The organism is Streptomyces sp. ST2-7A (genome assembly GCF_021390475.1).
Taxonomy (GTDB): Bacteria; Actinomycetota; Actinomycetes; order Streptomycetales; family Streptomycetaceae; genus Streptomyces.
In genome coordinates this window covers 1-20,492 of record NZ_JAJUWS010000048.1, presented here as the reverse complement: position 1 = coordinate 20,492, position 20,492 = coordinate 1, and the positions used below count along the sequence as shown (strand labels likewise).

Here is a 20,492-nt window from a genome sequence, read left to right as displayed (position 1 = left end):
CGGTGGCGGCCGTGTCCCGCTCGGTAAAATCGAGCCACCGCGGTACCCACCCGGCGCCGCGGAACACGACCCCTGAGGAGCGAGCACACGTGGGCCTTGTCGTGCAGAAGTACGGCGGCTCCTCCGTTGCCGATGCCGAGGGCATCAAGCGCGTCGCCAAGAGAATCGTCGAAGCCAAGAAGAACGGCCACCAGGTGGTCGTCGTGGTGTCGGCGATGGGTGACACGACGGACGAGCTGATCGATCTCGCCAACGAGGTGACCCCGGTCGCCACCGGTCGCGAATTCGACATGCTGCTGACCGCGGGAGAGCGGATCTCCATGGCCCTGTTGGCGATGGCGATCAAAACGTTGGGTCACGAGGCGCAGTCCTTCACCGGCAGCCAGGCCGGTGTGATCACCGATTCCGTGCACAACAAGGCCCGGATCATCGATGTGACCCCCGGCCGGATCCGCGCCGCCGTCGAGGCGGGAAACATCGCGATCGTCGCCGGTTTCCAGGGGGTCTCCCAGGACAGCAAGGACATCACCACCCTGGGGCGGGGTGGTTCCGACACCACCGCTGTCGCGCTGGCCGCCGCGCTGGAGGCCGAGGTCTGCGAGATCTACACCGACGTGGACGGCGTGTTCACCGCCGACCCGCGGGTGGTCAGGAAGGCCCGCAAGATCGACTGGATCTCCTCCGGCGAGATGCTGGAGCTGGCCAGTTCCGGGTCCAAGGTGCTGCTGCACCGCTGTGTCGAATACGCTCGCCGCTACAACATCCCGATCCACGTCCGGTCGTCCTTCTCCGGCCTCACCGGTACCTGGGTCAGCAACGAACCGCGAGGAGACGAGCCGATGGAGCAGGCGCTCATCTCGGGTGTCGCCCACGACACCTCCGAGGCCAAGGTCACGATCGTCGGGGTCCCCGACAAGCCGGGTGAGGCCGCCAAGATCTTCCGCTCGATCGCCGACGCGGAGATCAACATCGACATGGTGGTGCAGAACGTCTCGGCCGCCTCCACCGGCCTGACCGACATCTCCTTCACCCTGCCGGAGACCGACGGGCCCCGGGCCATCGAGGCGCTGAACCGCCGGCAGCCCGAGATCGGCTTCGCCTCGCTGCGCTACGACGACCGGATCGCCAAGATCTCCCTGGTCGGCGCGGGCATGAAGACCAACCCGGGTGTCACCGCCACCTTCTTCGAGGCACTGTCCAACGCCGGGGTGAACATCGAGCTGATCTCCACCTCGGAGATCCGCATCTCGGTCGTGACCCGCAAGGACGATGTCAACGAGGCCGTTCGCGCGGTGCACACCGCCTTCGGGCTGGACTCCGACAGCGAGGAGGCCGTGGTCTACGGCGGCACCGGCCGCTGAGTTCCCGGCCCCACCGGCCCCCCGGCCTGCCCGCACCGCCGACCGCAACGCCTTCGGCTGCCTCCGCACCACGGTCGATCACCCATTCGATGCGGGGTATCCGCATTCCGTGATCAAGTTGTAGGACACCACGGGTTGATCCGGATCCGTCCCACGGGAGACGATGACCGCTCCCCGTGTCGCCATGGGAACCAAACGCGACGCGGGGAGCGTCTCGTTGTGTCCCCGGAGCGTTGTGGCGCGCGCCGACGCACGGGAGCCGGGACGCCCATGGGCAGGAAAGAAAGAGGCGGTACGGATGGTGGCCACCCGTGGCCCACGGAAAAACGCGCCCCCACCGTACAACCCACACGGGGGAGAGCGTGTCCAACAGTCGTGGCAGAGGTCCTCGAATTCGTCGCCCCCATCCGCCCGACGCGCCCCCTCGGTTTGCCCGGTCCGCGCGCCGGGGATCCTCCCGTGATCGCGCCGGTGCCGGCGCAGGGGGTCGCCACGCGTCCGTCGCGTCCCGGCGCCCCGCCGGAGCAGCGGACCGCCGAGGCGGGCGCGACGATGGCTGAGGGCACCACCGTCGACCATCTCACCGAGACGTACCGGGCCCACTACCGTTCGCTGCTCGGCCTCGCCGCGCTGCTGCTGGACGACACGGCCTCCTGTGAGGATGTGGTGCAGGAGGCCTTCATCCGGGTGCACTCGGCGCGTCGCCGGGTGCGGGACCCGGAGAAGACCCTCGCCTATCTCCGCCAGACGGTCGTCAACCTCTCCCGATCCGCGCTGCGCCGCCGCATTCTGGGTCTGAAGCTGCTCTCCAAGCCGATGCCGGACATGGCCAGCGCGGAGGAGGGCGCGTACGAGCAGTTGGAGCGTGCGGAACTGGTGAAGGCCATGCGCGGCCTGCAGCGCCGACAACGAGAGGTGCTCGTGCTGCGTTATTTTGCGGACATGTCCGAAGCGGAGGTGGCCCGGACCCTGGGCATATCGGCGGGGTCGGTGAAGGCGTACGGCTCCCGGGGTATCGCGGCGCTGCGCGTCGCCATGGAGGCGGCCGGATGACCGCCCGGGATCACGACACCGGGAATCCCTCGGCGGAGCGTCCCCCCGATCGCCGGGCCGACGCCGACGCCGACGCCGACGCCGACGTTGCCACCGGGAAAGCCCCCGAAGCCGGCTCCGCCACCCCGGAGTTGGGCGAGGAGGCGCTGCGACGCCTGTTGCGGGATTCGGTGGGGGACCTGCGCCCCTCCCCGGTCGCCCTCCACGAGCTCCGGCGGGCCGTGCCCGCCCGGCGCCGCCTGCGTCACCGCCTGGCCGCCTCCGCGGCCTCGGTCGTGGTGCTGGCGGTGGGCACCCCGGCGGTGCTGCACGCCACCACCACTTCCCGGGCGGCCGATTCCTCGCCCGTCGGCGCCGAGTACGAGGGAGGCGCCGGTGGGAGCACCGGAGCCAACGACCCCGCCGGCGGACCGGGCATCCACAGCTCCGGCGGAGCCGGCGAGGACACCGCCGGCGACGACACCCCGGACGGCGCCGAGGAGCCCGACGCCGGCGCGGCCGACGCCGGGGGCGCCACACCCGAGGAGCGCCGCGAGGCGCTGGCCCTCACCTCGCCCCGGTGCGATCGTTCCCACCTGGGGGCGGCCCGTACCGAGGTGGGGACCCCCGACGGAGAGGGACACGTCCACGGCGTCATCCGGCTGGCCAACATCTCGGCGGAGGCATGCCGGGTGGGTGGCGCGGGTGACCTGGTCGCCGCGCCGTACGGGGCGGCGGGCACCGACGCGCCGGTGCAGGTGATGGACCGCACCGAGGGTGACCGGGCGACCGGCCTGCCGACGCCGGAGTCCTGGGAGCAGGATCTGGTGCTGCTGCCAGGCGAGAGCTACGCGGTGCGCTTCGCCTGGGTCCCCCGGCGGGGCGTCGAGGGCGGCGGCTGCCCGGTGCCGGGACGACCCGCACCCGATCCGATCGAGTCCGAGCCGTCGGCCGGCGGCGGGAGCATCGGTGAGACCGGGGAGGAGACGCCCGGCGGTACCGACCCGGAGACCGGCGACGGCACGGACGCGCCGGACGAGACCGGTGGGGCGGCTGTCGGCCCCGGCTCCGGCGGAACCGACGGGGAGGGCTCCGCGGCGACGGGTTCCACCGCTCCGGCCGGCGGGTCCGGCGGTGAGGTGGGCTCCGGCGGGGCGGTCGGCGACGACGAGACCGAGGGAGCCGGCGAGGCCGGCACGGTGCTGCGCTACACGCCCGCGGTAGGGGATCCGGGGGCTGCCCGGATCAACCTGCCGGGCGTGTGCACGGGCACCGTCTACCGCACCGGGGTGTTGGCCGACCGCTGATGGGAAGCGTCCCGGGAGCGCGGGTCGGCCCGCGCCCCCGGGACGCTTCGATTCGGGGCGCGTCGTTCCCGACGCGCGGCGTCGGCGGACCCGTGCGTTTCGGGCGGATCCGTCCGGATCCGTCCACCCCGGGCCGGGGCGCCGCGAAACGGCCGAGTACCGTGGGCACGTGTACCGGTTCCTGCTGACCCCGCGCTGGTGGGCGATCAACCTCTTCCTCGTGCTCGCCGTGCCCTTCTGTCTGATCATGGGTTTCTGGCAGTTGAGCCGCTTCGAGGACCGGGTGGACGGCCATCGGGAGCATCAGCGGCAGACCACGGAGGCGGCCTCGGCCGTGCCCGTGCCGCTGATGGAGTTGCTGCCCCCGACCACCGACACGGTCGGCGGAACCGCCGAGGTGACCGGCGAGTGGGACGCCGCCAACGAGTTGCTGGTGCCGCGCCGCTCCGCCGAGGGCGAGCCCGGCTTCCGGATCCTCACTCCTTTGATTCCGGCGGACGGCGGGCCCGCCGTCCCGGTGGTGCGCGGTTGGCTGCCCACGGAGGCGGTGCCGGAAGAGGTGCCGACGCCGACCGGGGATCCGGTGACGGTGGTCGGCATCCTGCAGGCGCCGGAGTCGCCGCGCGCGATCGGCGCGCCGACGGGCCTGCCCGACGGTCAGGTGGGCGTGGTCGGCGCGGCGTCCCTGATCAATGTGCTGCCGTATCCGGTGTTGGACGGTTGGCTGACCGTGCGGGAGCCGGAGGCGCCACTGGTGGCGGTTCCGGCGGAGGCGGCGGCGGGCACGGTGCTGGACCTCAAGGCGTTCCAGAATCTGGGGTACACCGCCGAGTGGTTCGTCTTCGCGGCCTTCGTGATCTTCATGTGGTACCGGCTGTTGCGTCGGGAGGCGGAGATCGAGCGGGACGCCCGGGCGGACGCGGCCGGGCCCGAGCCCGCCGGGGCGGCGGCGCCGACCGACCCGGCCGGGCCCGCCCGCCCGGCCGCCGGTGCCCCGACCGGGGCCCCGGAGGCCGAGCCTGCGCCGGTCAGTCCGCCGTCGCCGGAAGGTGCCTCAGGGCGAACCCGATCTCCAGCCGGGTCTGCTTGACCCGCTCCTCCACGACCAGGGAGCCGTGCCCCGAGTCGTAGCGGTAGACCTCGTGCGGGGCGCCGCGCGCGGCCAGCCGCTCCACGTAGTTCTCGATCTGCCGGATCGGGCAGCGCGGGTCGTTGACCCCCGCCGAGATGAACACCGGGGCCTTGACCTCCTCCACGTGGGTGATCGGCGAGGAGGCCCGCCACTGCTCGGGCATCTCCTCGGGGGTGCCGCCGAACAGTGTGCGGTCCAGCGCCTTCAGCGCCTCCATCTCGTCGTGGTAGGCGGTCACGTAGTCGGCGACCGGTACGGCGGCCACGCCCACCGTCCACAGCTCCGGCTGGACACCGAGCCCCAGCAGCGTCAGGTAGCCGCCCCAGGAACCGCCGGAGAGCACCAGTCGCTCCGGGTCGGCGGGCCCCTCGGTGACGGCCCACTCCCGCACCGCGGCGATGTCCTCCAGTTCGATCAGTCCGACGCGGTGCTTGAGCGCGTCCGTCCACTCCCGGCCGTAGCCGGTGGAGCCGCGGTAGTTGACCCGGACGACGGCGAAGCCGTGGTCCACCCAGGCGGCCGGTTGCGCGGCGAAGGCGTCGGAGTCGTGGGCGGCCGGGCCGCCGTGGATGTCGAAGACGGTGGGGAAGGGGCCCTCGCCGGGCGGGGTCTGGACCAGGACGTGGATCGGACCGCCCGGGCCCTCCACCCAGGTGTCCCGCAGCGGCACGGAGGGCGGGGCGGACGGCCCGGGCGCCTCCAGGACGACGCCCCCGGCGGTGGAGCACACCCGGGGCGGCTCGGCGGCCGAGGACCACAGGTACTCCACGGTGCCGTCGGGCCGCACACCGGCGCCGAACATCGAACCGGCGGGGGTGTCGATCCGTTCCAGTGGGCCGCCCGCACCCGCCGTGCCACCGTGCGCGTCGGATCCGCCGAGCGGGGCGAGCGGCCACCGGTACAGCTCGCCGCGGGCGTGGTGGTCGTGGACGACGAGCAGCGCGGAGCCGTCGGGGTACCAGTCGGCGTGCACGTCGCCGGGCAGGTCGATGCCGATCTCCTCGGAACGACCGGTGGTGGGATCCCAGATCATCGGCGCCCAGTGGCCCCCGCGCTGGTGGCCGACGAGCAGGCGGTGGTCACCGGGCACGGGGGAGAACCCCCACACCGACAGCCCCAGGGGCTCGGTGCCGCCCCGGGTGTCGTCGAGTTCGGCGACGGTGCGGCCCTCGCGGTCGACGACCCGCAGCGCGGCGTGCATGGTGTCGCCGTGCTCGGTGTGCTCGAGGGCGATCAGCCGGCTGTCCCGGGAGAGGTCTCCCACCCCGGCGGACTCGCGGTGCCGGTAGATCTCCACCGGCTCGCCACCGGCGGGCACGAGATGGACGGTGGTGCCCTCCTGCTCGGTCATCCGGCCGACCACGGCGGTGCCGTCCCGCCCGAGGGCCAGCCCGGCCGACCAGGCGGGAGCCAGGCCGGGGACGGCGGTCTCGTCGACGCCGCCCGCGAAGGGCTGCCGGCGCCAGACACCGAACTCGTCGCCGTCGGTGTCGTCGAACCACCACAGGTGGGAGCCGTCGGGGGTGAGGGTGCCGTCTACGGTGCCGTTGGGGCGGTTCGTGGCCTGTCGGCGGGTGTCGGAGGCGCGGTCCCAGGTGTACAGCTCGAAGGTGCCGCCGACGTTGGAGACGAAGAGCGAGCGGTCGGGGACGTCCTCGGCCCACTCGGGGAAGCCGACGCGCGGCGCGCGGTACCGCTTCTCCCAGTCGGGCAGTTCGTCCCAGCCGGGGGGCGTGGTGGAGGCGGGGGACGCGGTCCGGGGGGTCCCGGGGTGTTCGGAGCTGTTGGCCATGGCCCCCATTCTGCGCCCCGGCACCGACGGCCCGGGGGGCGCACGCCGCGACCGGGGGATCGAGGCGTGCGCCGGGGGTTCGCGAAGAGCGCCGCACGGACGCCCGTGGGGCCGGTCGACATTCGACCGGCCCCACGGGCGTGTGCGTGATGTACGGCTGCCGGTCCGACCACCGGACCGTCCCGGGGCGGGAGAATGGCCGGATCGGACGGACGGGCGGACGATCAGCCGGTGGCGGAACCCTCCGCCGACTCCTCCAGCTCCGCGGTGATCTCCACCTCGACCGGCGAGTCCAGCGGCAGCACCGCCACCCCGACGGCGCTGCGGGCGTGGACGCCCCGGGTTCCGAGAACCTCCTGCAGCAGCTCGCTGGCGCCGTTGATCACCTGGGGCTGCCCGGTGAAGTCGGGGGCGGAGGCGACGAAACCGGTCACCTTCACCACCCGCAGCACCCGGTCCAGGTCGCCGACGACGGACTTGACGGCCGCCAGGGCGTTCAGCGCACAGGTGCGGGCCAGCTCCCGGGCCTCGTCGGGGGTGACCTCGGCGCCGACCTTACCGGTCAGCGCGAGGGTCCCCTCCACCATCGGCAGCTGTCCCGAGGTGTGGGCGTGACGGCCGCTCACGACGGCGGGCACGTACGCCGCCACCGGCGGGACCACCTCGGGCAGCGTCAGGCCGAGTTCGGCGAGACGGGCCTCGACGCGGCCGGTCACGGCTTGGGCCGTTTGAAGTAGGCCACCAACTGCTCGCTGTTGGGGCCGGGGACGACCTGGACCAGCTCCCAGCCGTCCTCGCCCCAGGTGTCCAGGATCTGCTTCGTGGCGTGCACCAGGAGCGGTGCGGTCGCGTACTCCCACTTGGTCATGGGCCGACTCTAGCGGGAGCCGGACATGCTGCCGAACGCCGGGCGGCGCCGACGCGGCGTGCCACTCTCCCGTGGTTTCCCGTGTTCTCCCGGTGGCCCTTCCGGGCAACCGCCGTCGGGCACCGTAGGACGCCGTCGACGCACGGGCCGGACGCGCCCGGGTCCCGGACCCCGGGGCGGGATCACCGCCCGGCGACCGCTCCCGGCTGGAGGCCCCCGCACCTCCCCCGACACGGCCCCGGGGGTGGCGCCCCGGGGTGGCCGGAACGTCGATCACGGGCTCACGACTTCCGGGGGACCGTTCCGCGTGGTCGGCGGGGACCGGATTCCGGCGATCGCCCCTCAGGCCACCCGGGCCGAACCCGTCCCGGTGTCGCCCGTGTCCGACGGCGCGGTGCGGCCGGTCCCGGCGCCGAGGCCGAGCGAGTGCTCGTACTCCAGCTTCGCGGTCTCCAACAGCTTCCGCCACGAGGTGACGGTGGGGCGACGGCGCAACAGCGCGCGACGCTCCCGTTCGGTCATCCCTCCCCAGACCCCGAACTCGACGCGGTTGTCCAGCGCGTCGGCGAGGCACTCCGTGCGCACCGGGCAGCCGGTGCACACCGCCTTGGCCCTGTTCTGCGCGGCCCCCTGGACGAACAGTTCGTCCGGATCCGTCGTGCGGCACGCCGCCTGCGTGCTCCAGTCGGTAACCCAGCCCATGCCGGTGCCGTCCTCTCCCGAATCGAGGCTCCCCCACGGCGGCAAGTGGCATATTCACCCCTGCCGGTTGAGGACGTTACGGAAGGTGGGCGCGACACAACACCCCCGGTGGGCCTAATCTCGAATGGCCCGTTTGGACTATGCGAGGGCCCACCATCACCCGTTCGAGTGAACGTGCACTCCTGATAACGGGGTGACAAAAGCGGTCATTCGTCGCGAATGACCCTCAAATTCCCTCGCCATGGAGGGTCGGGGCGCCCCGCGAATCGCGCGACGAAATCACTCCAAAGAGTGATGCCCGGGTTGACCCGGGTGCGATTGTGTGGGACACGTGACCAGAGTAGGCGAACACCCGGGCGCTTGTCCGATGTTTCGCCGCGTACGCTGGCGGTCATGGGAGCGAAGCGACCGGGCGGTGGGCTGACCACCGCTCAGCAGGCGGCGAAGTTTCTGGGGGTCAGCGTGTTGGCGGGGGCCGTGCTGGCGGGGCTCGCCCTGCCGGCCGTCGGTTCCCTCGGGCTCGCCGCCAAGACCACCATCGAGGGGTTCGACGAACTCCCCGTGAACCTCACCCGCCCCCCGCTGAGCCAGAAGACCACCATCCTCGACTCCGAGGGCGGCAAGATCGCCGAGGTCTACGCCCGCAACCGCACCGTCGTCTCCATCGAGGAGATGTCCCCCTATCTCCTGGACGGCATCGTCGCCATCGAGGACGCCCGCTTCTACGAGCACGGCGCCATCGACCTGCGCGGCGTCCTGCGGGCCCTCAACCGCAACCTCGAGGAGGGCGGCACCACCGAGGGCGCCTCCACCCTCACCCAGCAGTACGTCAAGAACGTCTTCGTCGAGGCCGCCGGTGACGACCCCGAGGCCGTCGCCGCCGCCACCCAGCAGACCATCGGCCGCAAGATCCGCGAACTGAAGTACGCGATCCAGGTCGAGGAGGAACTCGGCAAGGACCAGATCCTCGAGAACTACCTCAACATCACCTTCTTCGGTCAGCAGGCATACGGCGTCGAGGCGGCCTCCCAGCGCTACTTCTCCAAGCCCGCCGCCGACCTCGAACTACACGAGGCCGCCCTGCTCGCCGGGCTCGTGCAGTCCCCCAGCCGCTACGACCCGGTCAGCTCCCCGGACGAGGCACTCAAGCGTCGCAACACGGTCCTCAACCGGATGGAACAGGTCGGCGCCATCACCGCGGAGGAGTCCCGTGAGGCGCGGGGACGGGATCTGGAGCTGGAGGTCAGCAGCCCCCGCAACGGCTGTATCACCGCCACCCGGGAAGCGGGCTTCTTCTGCGACTACGTTCGCCATGAGTTCCTGACCAACCCCGTCTTCGGCGACACGAAAGAGAACCGCAAGGCTCGTTGGGATCTGGGTGGCCTGACCATCCGCACCACGCTGCGTTCCTCCGCCCAGGCCGCGGCCTCCCAGGCCGCGGTGGCCAAGGTGAACCCGGACGACCAGGTCGCGGCCGCCATCACCCAGGTCGAGCCCGGCACGGGCCACATCCTGGCCATGGCACAGAGTCGGCCGTACGGTAACGACGCCGAGCAGAACCAGACCACCATCAACCTCAACGTCTCCCACGACATGCTCGGCTCCACCTACGGCTTCCCGCCCGGCTCCACCTTCAAGCCGTTCGTGGCCGCCGCGGCCCTCGAATCCGGTGTGAGCCCCGCGCAGGTCTTCTCCACCGGCACCGATGTCGAGATCGACCTGCGCGACTACAAGACCTGCGAGGGCACTCCCTACGGCACCGACACGTGGGAGCCGGAGAACGAGGGCGGCGTCGCCAGCGGCTCCTGGGACATGACCGAAGCGCTCGGTCTGTCGATCAACACCTACTTCGTACTGCTGCTTCAGGAAGCCGGACTCTGCGAGACCCAGAAGCTGGTCAACAGTATGGGCCTGCGCGGAGGGGACGGCGAACCGCTCAACATCACCCCCGCGACCTCCCTCGGCGCGGCCGAGACGACCCCGCTCGACATGGCCTCCGGCTACGCGGCCTTCGCCAACCGCGGCACCTACTGCGCCCCGATCGCGATTCTCGAGGTGACCGACGCGGAAGGTCAGAGCCTCCCCGTCCCGGAGACCGAGTGCGCCCGGGTGATGTCCCAGCGCACCGCTGACACCATCAACATGATGCTGCGCGGCGTGGTCGAGGAAGGCACCGGCCAACAGGCGGGACTCACCGACGGCCGGGACAACGCCGGGAAGACCGGCACCTCCGAGAGGCGCAGGGACGTGTGGTTCGTCGGCTACACCCCGGACGTTTCCACCGCCGTGCGGGTCGGTAGCGACCGTGGCGAGCCCCTGCCGATGTACAACCTGACCATCGGGGGCCAGTTCTACGACAGGGCCACCGGTGGTGGTCTGGCCGGCCCGATCTGGAAGATCGCCATGGAGGGCGCTCTGGAGGGTGTGCCGGCCTCATCCTTCAACCACGTCAACGTCCCACGCGGCGACACCGACGAGGCCGATGAGGACGACGGCGCCGACAACGGCGGCGGCGACAACAGTGAGAACCGGAGCGGCGGTGCCCCGCCCTCCGGTGACGGCGGCACCGGTGAGGACAACGGCGGCTGGGAAGGCGGCTGGGGCAACCCCGGTGATTGGGGCGACCCCGACGAGTGGGACTGGGGCAACGCCAACGAGGGCTGGTCCGGCTTCATCGGCGGCAACAGGGGTGGCGGGAACGGCTGATCCGCCCTCCGGGCACCACACGCGGCAGGACGCCGAACGCGCCGGCTGCCGGCCGGTGCGACTCAGCCCGCCAGCGCCCGCTTCACCGAGGCGGCCACCCGACCACCCTCGGCCCGGTCGCCGACCTTCGGCTTCACGATCTTCATCACGGCGCCCATCGCCCGGGGACCCTCGGCACCGGCCTCCCGCGCCTGCGCCACGGCGTCGGCCACCACGGCGTCCAGCTCCTCGTCGCTCAACTGCTGCGGCAGGTACTCCGCCAGCACCTCGCCCTCCTCGCGCTCCCGCGCGGCCTGCTTCGGCCGGTCGCCCCGATCGAACGCCTCGGCCGCCTCCCGCCGCTTCTTGGCCTCGCGCGAGATCACGGTCAGCACCTCGGCGTCGGAGAGCTCGCGGGCGGTTTCCCCGGATACCTCTTCCTTGGTGATCGCCGTCAGCGTCATGCGCAGCGTCGCGGACCGCAGTTCGTCGCGACCCTTGATGGCAGCCGTCAGGTCATCCTGCAGCCGCTTCTTGAAGGTGCTCATGGGGTCATTCCTATGGGGGTGGGATCAAGGGGTCAAGCGGGTTCCGGCGCGCCGCGCCGGGAGGAGGACCCGCCCGGCGCCCGCGATGACCCTCCGGTCGGGTGGTCGGGGGTGGACCACGGCCCCCCACGGCTCGTGCGCGGCTCGTACACACGGCGGGCTCGGCTCCGGGAGGCTTGCGGCGGGCCGCGAAACCCGGTCAGGATATCCGGGACCGAGAGGATCGCTTTCGACGGAGAGGACCGGTGGACACCGCGTGACCGGCACCGATCCGCGCCGCCGACGCCTCCGGTTCCCCCGCCGTTCCGCCGGCGCCCCGCCCCCCGCCGGGCCCACCCGTCCGGGGAGGACCGTCCCGCACGCCGGAACCTCCGACGATCCGGACCCGGGCACCCTGCTCGACCGCGTCGCCGCCCTCGGCCCCCACTTCACCCTCCACCACGGTCCCACCCCGCAGCCGGAGCCATTTCCCCCGGTGGGTCCGGCACCGGATCCCGCACCGGAGGCGACCGACCCCGCGGGCTCCCGCCCACTGGTCGAGCTGCGCGGTCCCCTTCTTCTCGCCACCGCCGCCGACATCGGCCGCCGCGTCGGCACCACCGACACCCGGGTCGGCGCCTCCACCCTCCATCTCGGTCTCGCCGCCCGGCTGTGGTCGTCGGCCCTCGGTTGCGCCGTGCTCGCCGGCCGCGTTCCCGACCTCGCCCCCGACCGCCTGTGGTGGTGCCTGCCCGCCGACGGGCCCCTGCGGCTGCGGCTCGTCGGACCCCGCTACGCGTCCGATCCACCCGGCCCGGCCGACCCCGACCCGTTGGCCGCCGCCGTTCACCGGACGGTCCGTTCCGCCTTGGACCCCCTCGCCGGGGAACTGCGCGTCGAGCCGGGCCTCTCCCCGCGCATCGTGCTGGGCAACACCGCGTCCGCCCTGGTCGGCACCGCCCGCGTGCTGCGCGCGACCGTGCCCGAATACGCCGACCTCATCACATCCTTGACACTCCGTCTGTTGGCCCGGTCGCCCCTGGACGCCGCCGGACGGGTGCTGCCCGGCCCCGACGGTGACCCGGCCGGCGGCTACCTGCGTCGCAGTTGCTGCCTCTACTACCGCGTGCCCGGCGGCGGGACCTGCGGTGACTGCGTCCTGAACACCCGCGCCCGCCGCACCCGGCCCGGCGGGGACCGGGAACCCACCTGAGCTTTCCACCCTCTCCTCTTCCCTTCCCGTCCCTTCCCGTCCCCTCGCGTCCCCTCGCGTTGCTTCGCGCGGGAACGGGGCCGCCCGTGGTTGGCGGCCCGCGCACCACCCCGGCCCCGGGGCGGGAGGCGGGAAGGTGGGCACGAACCCCTCCGCCGTTCTGCGACGATGGGACGCATGCGCGCGCGTTACGGCATTCCTCTCGGCATCGGTGCGGCGGCTCTCGCCGGCCTCGGCTACGCGGCGGGCTTCGAGGCCCGCTCCTTCCGACTGCGACGGGTCACCGTCCCGGTCCTTCCGCCGGGCATGTCCGCGTTGCGGGTCCTGCACGTCTCCGACATCCACATGATCCACGGCCAGCACAAGAAGCGCCGTTGGCTGCAGACCCTCGCCGGCCTGCGCCCCGACCTGGTGATCAACACCGGCGACAACCTCTCCGATCCCGACGCCGTCCCCGAGCTGCTGGACGCCCTGGACCCGCTGATGGAGTTTCCCGGCGCCTACGTCTTCGGCTCCAACGACTACTACGCCCCCCGGCTGCGCAACCCCGCCCGCTACCTGTTGGAGCAGGTCAGCGGCCGGCACGGCCTCAACGGCAACCCCGCCCCCTCCGGGGTGCCCCGCAACCCCTGGTGGGAGGTGCAGGAGGCCTTCGACGACGCCGGCTGGGCCAACCTCACCAACGCCCGGGGGCGGATCAAGACCCCGCTCGGCGAGATCGCCCTCACCGGCCTGGACGACCCGCACATCAAGCGCGACCGCTACCGCAAGGTCGCGGGAGGGCCGGAGCAGGACGCCGACCTCTCCCTCGCCGTCGTCCACGCCCCCTACCTGCGGGTGCTCGACGCCTTCACCGCCGACGGCTACCCGCTGATCCTCGCCGGCCACACCCACGGCGGTCAGTTGTGCGTCCCCTTCCGGGGCGCGCTGGTCACCAACTGCGACCTGGACACCGACCGGGTCAAGGGGCTCAGCGCCCACGAGCACGGCGGAAATCGCTCCTACCTGCACGTCTCCGCCGGCTGTGGCACCAACCGCTACACCCCCGTGCGCTTCGCCTGTCCGCCCGAGGCGACGCTCCTGACCCTCGTCGAGCGCCGCGAGACCCCCTGAACCGGGGGTGGGACCGGGCGGGTGAGCCGCCCGGTCCCACCCCCGGACCACCCGCCCGAAAGTCGATTTCGTCTCCACGCGCCGGTCGGCTACAGTGTTCCTCGTTGCTTCGGGGTGTGGCGCAGCTTGGTAGCGCGCTTCGTTCGGGACGAAGAGGTCGTGGGTTCAAATCCCGCCACCCCGACTGAAGGAACAGCAGGTCAAGGGCTTGATCCTCACTGAGGATCAAGCCCTTCCCGCGTCTCCGGCCCCCTCTTGGGAGCCGTTTGGGAGCCGGATCGATCCCGGAAGAGATGACAACCGCCCGCCATGCCCTGCACGGCTCCGCCGAAGGCACCACCCTCACGCGCCGTTACTTGGCTCCTGTGCCCAGGCGTCGTCATCCCAGCACCAGCAATCCTCTGGATCGCCAAGCGCACGCGGAACATCCGTGTTTCCCCAAGGCGAGACGTGATCTCGAAGGAAGCACTCGGCCACGATCACGGTCATCCACCAGGCGGCATACACCTCCTCCGCCTCGCGGCGCGTCCCATCACTGCCGCAAGCAGTCCAGCCCCAAGCACATCGGTCTGGGAGGTAAGTGATCTCGGCGACCCCGCCGTACCTTTCCACCGTGATCTTCTCTGGTTGCCCCGAGCCGTCATCGACCGCGCCGGGCCACTTCTTACGCGCTGCCTGCTTGGAGATCCCCCAGGCAGATCCCAGGTGACCATAGGTAGCGCCCATTCCCCCTCCTATCAGCGCAGCCTCGGCGGCAAGGACCTCGGCGGCTTCATGCACCCGTCGCAGGGCGTGCAGGTAGGAGAGCTGCCAGTCTGCGAACAACTCCGCCATAGCCGAGGGTCTATGTCCGTTGACCAGGCATTCCTGACCACGTGCCGAGGTCCGACTCGCAATATTGCGGGCAAGCTCCCTCAACTCGTCCCGTATTCGGGCTAACTCGGCAGCATCAGGCGGACACCAGGGCTCTGCCATGGAGTCCGAATCGAACCAGAACTCGTCATCGCTCACTGAACGCATGAGGACAACCTTAGTTGTCGCAACGTGCCAGCCGCAGAGCGGACTTCAAAGATTGATGCGTTCGGCTACTCGACTCGAAGCCGCAGAGTGGGGAACGAAACTGCAGGTCACACCCGCATGACCTGGCCTGTAGCAACTGGCCAGAGTCGACAGCAGGGCGGAACGCGGGCGGAGCGACTTGCGGTGCTAGGTAACAGCTGCTCCAAGGTGGGCGCGCTCGAATCACCGAGCCATCCACTCACTTACGGTCGACATGTGCCGTAGGTCCGAAGAATCGGAGAAGTCGTGGCCAAGCACCTCAACTCTCACGTTGCTCCTGACGATCAAGCCGCCTACCCGTCCGAGCCGCCCCCGCGCACGCCCGCCTTCGAGCTTCGTTGCGGCCCTTTGCACGTGACCCTTGACCGTGTACCGCTCAAGTTGCTGGCGCTCGGGAGCACGATGGCTGCCGTTGTCATGGGAGCAGCGAACTGGGTGCGCTGAAAGCCGGTCAGGGTGTGCTCCGCTTACGGAGCACACCCTGACCGGCTTCTCGTAGCTCGGGGCGACTCGGAGTCCCGAGCTACGAGCCGCGTCTCCTACTGGCGTGCGCGCAGTACGCCATCCAGCACACGCACCGGTGACGTCGGGCACATCGCGAGGCGAGAGTCGAGCGCCGTCTCCCAGCGCTCGGTGAGGCCGTGCATGAGGTGCTTGCGCATGCCGGGCGTGACGTGGGCGTAGCGCGCGGAGATGGAGCCGTCGAGGTGGCCCATGCGTTCGTCCATGAGGACGCGTTCGGTGCCGAGGTCTTCCATGATCGTGCGGTGGGTGTGGCGGAGGCCGTGGGGTGTGAGGCCCTTGGCGATGGGGAGCCAGCAGGCGCGGGCAGCGGCGCCGCGGCCTCGGGCCGGGATGCCGGGCTGTGGTTCGCCGAGGAGGGGCACAGGGCGGGGTTCTTGGGGGGCCTTCTTCGGGTACCAGCCGGAGACTGCGGGGGTGAACAACCAGGTGGCGAAGCCATTGCGGCGCCAGTGGGCGGCGTTGCGCGAGATCGCGCCGCCACGGACGAAGCCGAGGTCCGTGATGGCCTTGTCCACGGTGGCGCGGGTGGATTCGGCTACGCGGTCGGGGTGGTTGAGGACATTGGAGACGGTGCCGGTGGAGACTCCGGCGCGGCGGGCCACGTCGGTGAGCTTCGCGCCTTGGTGGCCGCCGGTGCGGCCGGTGCCCAGTCCTCGGAAGACGTAGGTCTTGTCGTGACAGGGACAGGGTGCCGGCTTGGTGCGGGCGACGTGATCGGCGAGCAGGGCGGAGAGCCAGTCGGGGATGTCGATGGTGCGGTAGCTGTCGTCCTTGGGCGGGCAGCGGATCAGCGTCCCGGAGTCCAGCTCGTACAGCTGGTGCTCGACGCGGACGGCGCCGGGGCGGGTGAACTCGGTTTCCAGGCCGACGATCTCGCCCCATCGCATCCCGGTGTACGCCATGAGAACCACGGCGACGAACTCGTCGTCGCGGCCGGAGAGCAGCGCGGCTCTCTCGGCGATCAGCAGGGCGCCGAGAGGATCGGTGATGGTCTTCTCGGGGCCGCGGTCGCGGGAGCGGCCGGCGCGCTTGCCGCGCCCGCGGCGTCTGGCCGTCGGATTGGAGGTGATCAGGCCGTCGTCGATCGCGTCCTCGAGGATCAGGTGGAGCGTGGAGCGCCAGGTCTTGACGCTGGAGGCCGCGTAGAGGGTCTTCTCCTTCTTCTCCCACAGCTCGACGTCCGAGCGGAGGATGCCGGCGAGCGCCTTGTCCTCGAATGCGGGGAGCAGGTGCTCCTCGATGTGGCGCTTGTAGTTCTGCATGGTCGAGGCGGCCAGGTCCTGGGCGGCGTACCACCGGTTCGCGTATTCGCCGAAGGTCTCCTGGCCGAGCGCCGGGTCGCGCCAGTCGCCGCGCCGGTACCTGTTCTCGGCCTCGCTCGCGGCACGCTGGGCCTCCCCCTTGGTGGCGAACCTGACCGCCTTGCCGCGCTCGTCAACGACCGTCAGGTGCTTGCCGGGCGCGGTCTTGTACCGGCCGCGCCAGTAGTTTCCGCGCTTCTCCGCGAAACCCAACTTCCGGTGGCTCCTTCGCTTCTGTCTGCTGCGTGTCGGGGTGCGGCTACGCGGTGGCGTCGTACTGGGCCCGGCGCGGTGGCCGGGCCCGCAGGCGGTTCACCGGAGTGGTGGGATGGCGGCGCGGCTGTGGGGATTCGTCTCGGGAGACAGCTGGGGAGGACGGGGCGGGCCGTGCCGGTGTCTCCTCGTGGAGGCGGACGATCTCGGCGAGGTGGTCGGCGGTGAAGCGGTAGGCGCGGCCGACGCGGGTGTGCGGGATGAGGCTCCGCCGGGCCCGGTCCTTGACCCACCAGGCAGAGCAGCCGAGTGCTTCGGCGATCTCCTCGGGTCGGTAGAGGCGCGGCAGAGGGGTGCCGCTCGGGGTGTGCGGGAGGTGTGCGGTCGCGGTCGTGGGCGAAAGTCGGTGCAAGGGCGGCGGGTCCTGACTCGGTGGTGGGCGTGCTCGGTCGGCGGTACCGGACGGGCCTCGTCACGGGGTGGTCGGGCCCTGCAGCAGCACGAGGGGTGAGACGAGGAGGGCTTCGGCGATCGCGACGAGGTCGTCGACATCGCAGCGGTGCTGAGCGTGCTCGATGGGGGACAGCATCGTGTTGGACATCGGGCGGCCGAGGGCGGTCACCCGGTCGGCCAGCTGACGCTGCACGAGGCCGCTCTCGGTGCGGAGGATTTTGATGGTCCGGGCTGCCCGTATTTCTACGGGGTCGATTTCCCGTGATCGCGCTGCCATATCTCCATTACTAGCCTGCATTCGCCGGTTTGGTTAACCGGCGATCGTGGTCTATGTTGCGCCTCACTCGGCACACAAGCGGAGGGTTCTCCGCAGCCGGGGGCCCGGGGCCGTGATGCTGAGCGGCACTCGAAAGAGGCTCTGACGTCGGGTGTTGTGTTGTAGCTTCCCCGGCGAAAGCCTGTCAACGGCTTGGCGATGTGATCCTTCCGGCGCGGCGCCCGGGGCAACTATTTGGTCAACCGCCGATCGTGCCCTACCGTTTCCGCGCCGCCCTTCACGGCCCGCTTTCCGTCGGTATTTCTGCCGTCAGAGATCCGGCTGCATAGGGCTGGACTTGCATGTCCCGGGTGTGGCTGTGTTGACGACACACCCGGAAAGCGCGACCGGCCACCAGCGCACCCCGCGCCAGTGGCCGGCCACCTCCCTGCCCCTTCACGTCCGAACCGCCGCGACCGACGGTGAGCCGTGGACGCCCATCCACCGCCCGCCGAGTGAGGACCGCTCCTCTTGGCACGCATTCGCACCATCAAGCCCGAAGCCTTCGTCTCCGAGTCCCTGGCCGCCGTTACCCTGACCGCCGAGCGGACCTTCTTCGGCCTGCTCACCCAGGCCGATGACCAGGGCCGCCACCGCGACCACGCCGCGATCATCGCCGGACAGCTGTGGGTCCTGCGCCCTGAGCACACGCCCGCCGAGGTCGAGAAGGACCTCGCCCAGCTCGCGGACGCCGGTCTGATCTGCCGCTACAAGGGCTCGGATGACAAGCGTTACCTGCACATCGTCACCTGGCACCAGCACCAGAAGATCAACCGGCCCAGCAAGAGCCGCCTCCCCGGCTGCCCGCACCACGGCGCTCCGTCCGGCACCGTGGCGAGCACCACCACGCCTGCCGAACGGGTCGGTGTCACGGAGTCCGCACCGCTGCCTCACGGAACCCTCCGTGAGGGCTCCCGCAAGGTACGTGAGTCCACGTCGAGTCCCTGCTCAGCTGACGAAGCCGCAGGTGAGGACGGTTTCACGGAACCCTCCGTGAAGCAGCACGGAGCCCTCCCGGCAGCGGCGGTGACACCTCACCGTCCGGATCCAGGACCTAGGATCATGGATCTAGGAACTACTCCGTCGGGGGGCGCGAGCGCCCCCGCACCCGATACCGTCTCGGCCCGGCAGCTCATCGGCGAGTACGTCACCGCCTGCGCCCACCGCCCCCCGAAGGACGTCCTGGGACACCTCGGCCGTGAGGTCGGCAAGCTGCTGACCGAGGGCATCGATCCCGTCCACATCCGGTCCGGGCTGGAGCGCCACCGCGCCAAGGGCCTGCACCCCAGCACCCTGCCCAGCCTCGTCCACGAGGCGATGAACGTCGCCCGGACCGCCCCCGTCGCCCACCGTCCGTGGACGAACCCGGCCGACATCGAGGCGGCCTACGGAGGCGAACTGTGACCACCGCCCGCACCCGCGCGCCGCAGCGCGTCGGCCCGCTGGCCGACCGGCTCAGCGCGATCCTCAACGCCCGCGGCATCGACCCCGGTGCCCCTCTGGACGAACCGGCCGACGAGCCGGTCACCGCACTGGAGCTGGCCGACGCCCGCATACCCGCCCGCTACCGCCGTGCCCTGGCCGACCACCCGCGGGTCACCGCATGGGTCGACACCATCGCCCGCACCGGTCGCCCCGGGCCGGGCGGCGCCCCGGGCATCGCCGAGGGCCCGTCCCTGCTGATCGCCGGCCCCACCGGCACCGGGAAGACCCACCAGGCGTACGGTGCCATCCGCGCTCTCCTCGCCGCCAGGGTCCGTCTGCGCTGGGAGGCCGTCACCGCCGCCGACCTCTACGCCCGCCTGCGCCCCCGATCCGGCCACGACGGCGAACGCGACCTGCAGGCCCTGGCCCGCTGCCCGCTGCTGCTCCTGGACGACCTCGGCGCCGCCAAGGCCAGCGACTGGACCGAGGAGCTCACCTACCGGCTGGTCAACCACCGGTACGAGCACCTGCGCCCCACCCTGATCACCACCAACCTGCCCATCACCGAGCTGCGCGCCGCGCTCGGCGACCGCGTCGCCTCCCGCCTCGCCGAGATGACCGAACGCGTCATCCTCACCGGCTCCGACCGACGCCGCACGACACCCGCGCACGCTCCGGTGCCGACCGCTGTGGCCACCCCTCCACCGATCCCGACCCCAGGACGCACCCGCTGAGCAGTCCTGCACTCGAACGGAACGGCGGCGGACCGGCTCGCCGCTGAAGAAGACGACCGGACTCTCGCGGTCCCCGTCGAACAGAAACGGGAACCGCGGACCATCCGAGACCACGGTCCCCTCGGAGGTCGGGGACCGGGCGCTGGGGACCACGGTCCCGCGGGGACCGGAGACCGCAGACACCGGGACCGAGGTCGAGGCCGTATACAGGGACCGACCACGGAATCACCGGACCAGCATCACCGCAGGTCAGCCGCCCATGGCCCAACCCTCCGCAACTCCGGTCCCCGCAGCAGGGACCGGGGACCGGGACTCGGTCCCGGGAAGCACCGCCCGCCGACCACAGGACGGTTCCTTGCAAAGCAACAGCAACCCCCGTTCGGGGACCGTCGCCACTCGCGGGAACAAAGCCACGGGGACCGAGCGGGGACCGCGAATCACCTTGAGGACCGAAGACCACAAGGGTCGAGGTCAGCAAGGGCGGGACCCGGGCGCGGTCCCCACCAGAACCCGCACAGGCCGCCGACCAAGAACCGTTCGCAGGCAGAGCGGTAGCGGCATCACGGGCCCACCCCACGCACGCCCTGTGTCGGCGGCGGCTGAATCCTGGCTCTGGATCACTTTCCGTGCCAGGGCCACAGAGGGTCACCACAACCGCGATCATGAACGGCTGTGGGTGATCTGTCTCTCCAGGACCTGTGGTTCCACCGGGTTGAAGGCGTCGTGATTGAAAG

General features: G+C 71.3%; 18 protein-coding genes and 1 tRNA gene. 10 read left to right on the top strand and 9 right to left on the bottom strand.

Going from position 1 to position 20,492, the window contains the following annotated elements; translation table 11 throughout:
• Nucleotides 1-89: 89 nt before the first annotated feature.
• The 4 genes from LZF96_RS22870 (at nt 90) to LZF96_RS22855 (ending at nt 4,790) form a co-directional block, all read left to right on the top strand.
• Nucleotides 90-1,361: an aspartate kinase gene (locus tag LZF96_RS22870; RefSeq protein WP_233876083.1), complete on the top strand. Its 1,272-nt coding sequence runs from the start codon at nt 90-92 to the stop codon at nt 1,359-1,361.
• A gap of 375 nt (nt 1,362-1,736) precedes the next feature.
• Nucleotides 1,737-2,414, top strand: coding sequence for a SigE family RNA polymerase sigma factor (locus tag LZF96_RS22865; RefSeq protein WP_374203310.1), 678 nt, complete (start codon nt 1,737-1,739; stop codon nt 2,412-2,414).
• On the top strand, nt 2,411-3,700 hold the full coding sequence (locus LZF96_RS22860) for a hypothetical protein (RefSeq protein ID WP_233876081.1): 1,290 nt from the start codon (nt 2,411-2,413) through the stop codon (nt 3,698-3,700). Before LZF96_RS22865 ends, LZF96_RS22860 begins: the two co-directional genes overlap by 4 nt.
• A 169-nt stretch (nt 3,701-3,869) precedes the next feature.
• Nucleotides 3,870-4,790, top strand: coding sequence for an SURF1 family protein (locus tag LZF96_RS22855; protein WP_233876079.1), 921 nt, complete (start codon nt 3,870-3,872; stop codon nt 4,788-4,790).
• On the opposite strand, the gene LZF96_RS22850 is transcribed toward LZF96_RS22855, so the two are convergent.
• The 4 genes from LZF96_RS22850 to LZF96_RS22835 all read right to left on the bottom strand — a co-directional run bounded on the left by LZF96_RS22850 (nt 4,729) and on the right by LZF96_RS22835 (nt 8,194).
• Nucleotides 4,729-6,624 (bottom strand): prolyl oligopeptidase family serine peptidase, encoded by a 1,896-nt coding sequence (locus LZF96_RS22850; RefSeq protein ID WP_233876077.1) that lies wholly within the window; start codon nt 6,622-6,624, stop codon nt 4,729-4,731. The genes LZF96_RS22855 and LZF96_RS22850 overlap by 62 nt on opposite strands.
• 224 nt (nt 6,625-6,848) lie before the next feature.
• Nucleotides 6,849-7,340: a RidA family protein gene (locus LZF96_RS22845; protein WP_233876075.1), complete on the bottom strand. Its 492-nt coding sequence runs from the start codon at nt 7,338-7,340 to the stop codon at nt 6,849-6,851.
• Nucleotides 7,337-7,492, bottom strand: coding sequence for a DUF4177 domain-containing protein (locus tag LZF96_RS22840; protein WP_233876073.1), 156 nt, complete (start codon nt 7,490-7,492; stop codon nt 7,337-7,339). The genes LZF96_RS22845 and LZF96_RS22840 overlap by 4 nt, the downstream gene beginning before the upstream one ends.
• A gap of 342 nt (nt 7,493-7,834) precedes the next feature.
• Nucleotides 7,835-8,194, bottom strand: a complete 360-nt coding sequence (locus LZF96_RS22835) for a WhiB family transcriptional regulator (RefSeq protein WP_233876071.1) — start codon at nt 8,192-8,194, stop codon at nt 7,835-7,837.
• Between the two features lie 393 nt (nt 8,195-8,587).
• Here LZF96_RS22835 and LZF96_RS22830 point away from each other — a divergent pair, with 393 nt between their 5' ends.
• Complete coding sequence (locus LZF96_RS22830) at nt 8,588-10,900, top strand: transglycosylase domain-containing protein (RefSeq protein ID WP_233876069.1); 2,313 nt, start codon at nt 8,588-8,590, stop codon at nt 10,898-10,900.
• A 62-nt stretch (nt 10,901-10,962) separates the two neighbouring features.
• On the opposite strand, the gene LZF96_RS22825 is transcribed toward LZF96_RS22830, so the two are convergent.
• Entirely contained in the window at nt 10,963-11,427 is a 465-nt protein-coding gene (locus tag LZF96_RS22825) for a GatB/YqeY domain-containing protein (RefSeq protein WP_233876067.1), read from the bottom strand.
• Between the two features lie 256 nt (nt 11,428-11,683).
• Here LZF96_RS22825 and LZF96_RS26760 point away from each other — a divergent pair, with 256 nt between their 5' ends.
• The 3 genes from LZF96_RS26760 (at nt 11,684) to LZF96_RS22810 (ending at nt 13,916) form a co-directional block, all read left to right on the top strand.
• Nucleotides 11,684-12,619, top strand: a complete 936-nt coding sequence (locus tag LZF96_RS26760; RefSeq protein ID WP_308294268.1) for a (2Fe-2S)-binding protein — start codon at nt 11,684-11,686, stop codon at nt 12,617-12,619.
• Nucleotides 12,620-12,796: 177 nt separating this feature from the next.
• Nucleotides 12,797-13,732 (top strand): metallophosphoesterase, encoded by a 936-nt coding sequence (locus LZF96_RS22815; protein ID WP_233876065.1) that lies wholly within the window; start codon nt 12,797-12,799, stop codon nt 13,730-13,732.
• Nucleotides 13,733-13,842: 110 nt separating this feature from the next.
• Nucleotides 13,843-13,916: transfer RNA gene (locus LZF96_RS22810), tRNA-Pro, on the top strand.
• 158 nt (nt 13,917-14,074) lie between these two features.
• Here the strand turns inward: LZF96_RS22810 and LZF96_RS22805 are convergent.
• The 4 genes from LZF96_RS22805 to LZF96_RS22790 all read right to left on the bottom strand — a co-directional run bounded on the left by LZF96_RS22805 (nt 14,075) and on the right by LZF96_RS22790 (nt 17,560).
• The gene (locus tag LZF96_RS22805; protein WP_233876063.1) at nt 14,075-14,743 is read right to left on the bottom strand and encodes a hypothetical protein; all 669 of its coding nucleotides are present in this window, start codon (nt 14,741-14,743) and stop codon (nt 14,075-14,077) included.
• 587 nt (nt 14,744-15,330) lie between these two features.
• Complete coding sequence (locus LZF96_RS22800; protein ID WP_233876061.1) at nt 15,331-16,830, bottom strand: LacI family DNA-binding transcriptional regulator; 1,500 nt, start codon at nt 16,828-16,830, stop codon at nt 15,331-15,333.
• 46 nt (nt 16,831-16,876) lie between these two features.
• Entirely contained in the window at nt 16,877-17,179 is a 303-nt protein-coding gene (locus LZF96_RS22795; protein WP_374203311.1) for a helix-turn-helix domain-containing protein, read from the bottom strand.
• 123 nt (nt 17,180-17,302) lie between these two features.
• Nucleotides 17,303-17,560, bottom strand: coding sequence for a helix-turn-helix domain-containing protein (locus LZF96_RS22790; RefSeq protein WP_233876057.1), 258 nt, complete (start codon nt 17,558-17,560; stop codon nt 17,303-17,305).
• Between the two features lie 510 nt (nt 17,561-18,070).
• On the opposite strand from LZF96_RS22790, the gene LZF96_RS22785 reads away from it, so the two are divergent.
• Together LZF96_RS22785 and LZF96_RS22780 are read left to right on the top strand one after the other, a co-directional pair.
• Complete coding sequence (locus LZF96_RS22785; protein WP_233876055.1) at nt 18,071-19,003, top strand: hypothetical protein; 933 nt, start codon at nt 18,071-18,073, stop codon at nt 19,001-19,003.
• Nucleotides 19,000-19,758 (top strand): ATP-binding protein, encoded by a 759-nt coding sequence (locus LZF96_RS22780; RefSeq protein WP_233876053.1) that lies wholly within the window; start codon nt 19,000-19,002, stop codon nt 19,756-19,758. The genes LZF96_RS22785 and LZF96_RS22780 overlap by 4 nt, the downstream gene beginning before the upstream one ends.
• The last annotated feature ends 734 nt before the right edge of the window (nt 19,759-20,492 follow it).